Annotated in this window: 6 protein-coding genes; 4 read left to right on the forward strand and 2 right to left on the reverse strand. The window is 67.9% G+C overall.

Annotated elements, in window-relative coordinates:
- Positions 1 to 33 precede the first annotated feature (33 nt).
- The 4 genes from gap (at position 34) to secG (ending at position 3,517) form a co-directional block, all read left to right on the forward strand.
- Positions 34 to 1,041 carry a type I glyceraldehyde-3-phosphate dehydrogenase gene (gap, locus tag QZV72_RS08055; protein WP_297007086.1) on the forward strand — a complete coding sequence of 336 codons (1,008 nt, stop codon included), beginning with the start codon at positions 34 to 36 and terminating at the stop codon, positions 1,039 to 1,041.
- A 157-nt stretch (positions 1,042 to 1,198) separates the two neighbouring features.
- Positions 1,199 to 2,410, forward strand: coding sequence for a phosphoglycerate kinase (gene pgk / locus QZV72_RS08060; RefSeq protein WP_297007088.1), 1,212 nt, complete (start codon positions 1,199 to 1,201; stop codon positions 2,408 to 2,410).
- A gap of 9 nt (positions 2,411 to 2,419) precedes the next feature.
- Complete coding sequence (gene tpiA, locus QZV72_RS08065; RefSeq protein WP_297007090.1) at positions 2,420 to 3,208, forward strand: triose-phosphate isomerase; 789 nt, start codon at positions 2,420 to 2,422, stop codon at positions 3,206 to 3,208.
- A gap of 72 nt (positions 3,209 to 3,280) precedes the next feature.
- Positions 3,281 to 3,517: a preprotein translocase subunit SecG gene (gene secG / locus QZV72_RS08070; protein ID WP_297007092.1), complete on the forward strand. Its 237-nt coding sequence runs from the start codon at positions 3,281 to 3,283 to the stop codon at positions 3,515 to 3,517.
- A gap of 123 nt (positions 3,518 to 3,640) precedes the next feature.
- Here secG and pgl read toward each other — a convergent pair whose 3' ends face one another.
- Together pgl and QZV72_RS08080 are read right to left on the reverse strand one after the other, a co-directional pair.
- Positions 3,641 to 4,432 (reverse strand): 6-phosphogluconolactonase, encoded by a 792-nt coding sequence (gene pgl / locus QZV72_RS08075; protein WP_297007095.1) that lies wholly within the window; start codon positions 4,430 to 4,432, stop codon positions 3,641 to 3,643.
- Positions 4,429 to 4,775, reverse strand: a 347-nt coding sequence (locus QZV72_RS08080; RefSeq protein ID WP_297007099.1) for an OpcA/G6PD domain-containing protein, incomplete at its 5' end; no start/stop codon positions are given. The genes pgl and QZV72_RS08080, both read right to left, overlap by 4 nt.

Consider the following 4,775-nt stretch of genomic DNA (forward strand, 5'->3'; position numbering starts at 1 on the left):
ACCAGTCGCCATAACCCGAATCAGGAGACCACCGTGACGGTACGTGTAGGCATCAACGGCTTCGGCCGTATCGGCCGCAGTTTCTTCCGCGCACTGCAGGACAGCGACGCCGATCTGGAGATCGTCGCCTTCAATGATCTGACCGACAACAAGACCCTCGCCAACCTCCTGAAGTACGACTCGATCATGGGCCGCCTCGGGAAGGAGGTCACCTATGACGATGACTCGATCACCGTCGACGGCGAGCGCATGGTGGTCACCGCGGAGCGGGACCCGAAGAACCTCAGGTGGGGGGAGCTGGGTGTCGACATCGTCATCGAGTCCACCGGATTCTTCACCGACGCCAACGCCGCCCGCGCGCACCTCGACGCCGGCGCGAAGAAGGTCATCATCTCCGCCCCGGCGAAGAACGAGGACGGCACCTTCGTCGTCGGTGTCAACCACACCGACTACGATCCCGCCACCCAGGACATCATCTCCAACGCATCCTGCACGACCAACTGCCTCGCCCCGCTGGCCAAGGTGCTCGACGAAGAGTTCGGCATCGTCCGTGGCCTGATGACCACCATCCACGCCTACACCGGTGACCAGCGGCTGCACGACGCCCCCCACAAGGACCTGCGCCGGGCCCGCGCCGCCGCCCTCAACGTGGTGCCCACCTCCACCGGTGCCGCCAAGGCCGTCTCCCTGGTACTCCCGCAGCTCAAGGGCAGGCTCGACGGTTACGCCCTACGTGTTCCGGTGCCCACGGGTTCGGTCACCGACCTCACCTTCGACGCCGCGAAGCCGGTCACCGTCGAGTCCGTCAACGCCGCGCTGAAGAAGGCCGCCGAGGGCGAGCTGAAGGGAATACTCACCTACTCCGACGGTGAGCCGCTGGTCTCCACCGACATCGTCGGCGACCCGGCGTCCTCCATCGTCGACTCCGGCCTGACCAAGGTCATCGACAACCAGGTCAAGGTCGTCTCCTGGTACGACAATGAGTGGGGTTACTCCAACCGGCTCATCGACCTGACCGCCTATGTCGCCGAGCGGCTCTGAGACTGGTCGCTCCACCCGTTCAACCCCATCGGGGAAGTCCACTAGACTCAGTTCCCGGTACCCCATGTCCCGGCGGGTCGGTGCCTTCACGCACCGGCCCGCCGAACGTGTATGACAGCCGCCGCGTGACCGCGGCCTGACCACAGGAGACCCCTACATGCCAGTGAAGACCATCGACGACCTCCTCGCCGACGGTGTCGAGGGACGCCACGTCCTCGTCCGTGCCGACCTCAATGTCCCGCTGAAGGACGGGGAGATCACCGACCCGGGGCGCATCGACGCCTCGGTGCCTACCCTGCGCCGCCTCCTCGATGCCGGTGCCCGCGTCATCGTCGCCGCCCACCTGGGCCGGCCCCGGGGTGAGGTGAACCCCGACCTCTCCCTCGCACCGGTCGCCGAGGCCCTCTCCGAGCGACTCGGGCAGTGGGTCCCGCTGGCCGCGGACGTCACCGGTGAGGACGCCCATGAGCGGGCCAACGGCCTCAACGACGGTGACATCCTCCTGCTGGAGAACGTCCGTTACGACGCCCGCGAGACCTCGAAGGACGCCGGCGAACGTGCCGCCTTCGCCGCCGAGCTTGCGGCCCTGACAGCCGATGACGGAGCCTTCGTCTCCGACGGTTTCGGTGTGGTCCACCGGGCCCAGGCGTCCGTCTACGACGTGGCCACACTGCTCCCGCACTACGCCGGTGGTCTCGTGGAATCCGAGCTCGCCGTGCTGCGCCGCGTTTCCGAAACCCCCGAGAAGCCCTACGTGGTCGTCCTCGGCGGCTCTAAGGTCTCCGACAAGCTCGCCGTCATCGAGGCGCTGGCGCCCAAGGTCGACCACCTCGTCATCGGCGGCGGCATGTGCTTCACCTTCCTCGCCGCCCGGGGCCTGTCGGTGGGAACCTCACTGCTGCAGCAGGACATGGTGGAGACCTGCCGTGACCTCCTCGACCGCTACGGTGACGCCATCGTCCTGCCGACCGACGTTGTCGTCGCCCCGGCGTTCGCCGCCGACGCGACGCCCACCACGGTCGCCGTGGACGCCATCCCGGACGACCAGATGGGGCTCGACATCGGACCCGAGTCTGTCGCCACCTTCAGTGACGTGCTGCGCAGCGCGAGGACCGTCTTCTGGAACGGTCCCATGGGTGTGTTCGAGTTCCCGGCATTCGCCGAGGGCACCCGCGGGGTCGCCCAGGCCATCATCGACGCCACCGCCACCGGAGCCTTCTCCGTCGTCGGTGGCGGCGACTCCGCCGCCGCAGTCCGCACCCTCGGCCTCGACGAAGACGGATTCAGCCACATCTCCACCGGTGGCGGCGCCTCACTCGAGTTCCTGGAGGGCAAGGAACTCCCCGGCATCGCAGTCCTCGAGAACTAGGAGACCGACATGGCCACCGCGTCCCGACGCATCCCGCTCATCGCCGGAAACTGGAAGATGAACCTCAACCATCTGGAGGCCATCCAGCTGGTCCAGAAGTTCGACTTCGCTCTGCCGCGCGACTATTACGACCACGTCGATGTGGCGGTCATTCCGCCGTTCACCGACATCCGCAGCGTCCAGACCGTCACCGACGGAGACAAGCTCCTCGTCACCTACGGTGCCCAGGACGTCTCGGTCCACGAGTCAGGCGCCTACACCGGTGAGGTCTCCGCCGGTATGCTCGCCAAACTGGGCTGTTCCTGGGTCATCGTCGGGCACTCGGAGCGACGGCAGTACCACGCCGAAGACGACGCCACCGTCGCGAAGAAGGCCGTCGCCACTCTCCGCGCCGACATGCGCCCGATCGTGTGTGTGGGGGAATCCCTCGCCGTCCGCGAGGCCGCCGACCACGTCTCCTTCGTTGAGGACCAGACCCGCGCCTCTCTCGCCGGTGTCCCGGCCGACCGACTCGCCGACATCGTCGTCGCCTACGAGCCGGTGTGGGCGATCGGCACCGGCAAGGTCGCCTCCGCCGGTGACGCCCAGGAGGTCTGCCAGGCGATCCGTGGCGTCCTCCGTGGACTCGGCGGCGACGCTGCCGCCGACAGCGCCCGCATCCTCTACGGCGGATCGGTGAAGACCGGAACCGTCGCCGAGATCGTCGGCCAGCCCGACATCGACGGTGCCCTCGTCGGTGGCGCCAGCCTCGACGGTGAGGACTTCGCCCGCCTCTGCGCCGCCGCGGCGAAGGCCTGACCCCGGGGTCAGTGCTAGTATGGGGGCGTTGTCCATGAAATCCGTACCATCGACCGATGTTAGGCAGACCCCGTGATTCTCACCCTTCAGATCCTCCTGGTGATCACCAGCCTCCTCATGGGGCTTTCCGTTCTCCTGCACAAGGGTAAGGGTGGCGGACTTTCCAGCCTCTTCGGCGGCGGTATGCAGTCCAGCCTGTCCGGATCCACCGTGGTCGAGAAGAACCTGGACCGGCTGACCATCATCACCGCGGTGATCTGGGTCCTCGCCATCGTCGGTCTGAACCTCGTCCTCAACTACGACCTGTAGGACGCCGCCGGTGCAGCTCCACCGCCGGAGACCCGCACCGTGCATAACACAGAGAACACCCCCGGGTGGCTCCTCGGAGCCCCCCGGGGGTCTTCGTGCAGGGTTTTCGGAGTTTCGGGGCCGTCAGGTCGGATCGGCTGCGGCGTCCACATGGACGACGGTCGCCACGCGGCCACGCGCCCCGGCGGCCGGCCACTGCGCCGGATCGTCACCGGACACGGCGTGACCCGCGGCCTCCCGTTTCGCGGCACCGCACACCAGCAACCAGACCTGCCGGGCGGAACGGACCGCCGCCAGGGTGAGGGACACCCGCTGCGGCGGAGGCTTGGGGCAGTCGCGGACGGCCACCACCGTCGCGTTGGCGTCCACACCGGGCGTGTGGGGGAACAGTGAGTTGACGTGGCCCTCCGGCCCCATACCGAGCAGGTGCAGATCAAATCCGGCCGGTGCGAACTCGGCGATCGTGCGGGAGTAGGCATCGGCGGCGGCGTCCAGCCCCGGACCCTTCGGATCCTCACCCGCCACCGGCACCGGGTAGCGGTGCACATGCTCCGGGGGGACACCCACATGGTCGAGCAGGGCTTCATCAGCCTGGCTCTCATTGCGTTCCGGATCGTCGACCGGCACATAGCGCTCATCACCGAAGAAGACGTGGACGCGGCGCCAGTCGACGGCGGTGACAGGGAAGGTGTCGGCGGTCTGTCTGGCGGCGTGGTCCAGTACCGCGAGTTCCTGCAGGACACCGATGCCTGCGCCGCCGCCGGTGAGCACGATCCGGGCGAACCCGTCCACACCGTCGGCACCACCGACCCCCCCGTCTCGCTGGATCTCGCTGATCATGTCGACGATGCGTCGGGCGACGCCCGCGGTCAGCGCCCGCTGATCCGCCCACACCTCACACTGTGCCGCGGTCATCGGCGACTCTCCGTGACGGTCCTGTCGACACCGGACGCACCGGTGCGGGCCGCGGTTACCCGCGGCAGACCGTGAAGAGCTTCACCGAAAGCCGCGTCCGGCTCCAGGTGGCGTAACTCCTCGGCCAGGCACTCTCCGAGGGTACGACGGTGCAGGGTGACGCGGTTCTCGGTGTCACCGTCAAGGATCCGGACGCTGCGATGGTCGACGACCTCCATGACGAGGTCACCGCTGCCGCTGTGCAGGACCACCCGCTCGACGGGGGCGGTGGGAATACCGTCTCCGTCGAGGGGAACGGCCAGCGCCTTCCCGGAGAACCGGGTGACCGGTACCGCCAACCGGT

The sequence above is a fragment of the uncultured Corynebacterium sp. genome (genome assembly GCF_902782855.1).
Taxonomy (GTDB): domain Bacteria; phylum Actinomycetota; class Actinomycetes; order Mycobacteriales; family Mycobacteriaceae; genus Corynebacterium.

Bases quoted from the DNA above. Each gene is read 5' to 3' on its own strand.
- pgk (WP_297007088.1), top strand. From the start codon at position 1,199: ATGCCAGTGAAGACCATCGACGACCTCCTCGCCGACGGTGTCGAGGGA.
- tpiA (WP_297007090.1), top strand. From the start codon at position 2,420: ATGGCCACCGCGTCCCGACGCATCCCGCTCATCGCCGGAAACTGGAAG.
- pgl (WP_297007095.1), bottom strand. From the start codon at position 4,432: ATGACCGCGGCACAGTGTGAGGTGTGGGCGGATCAGCGGGCGCTGACC.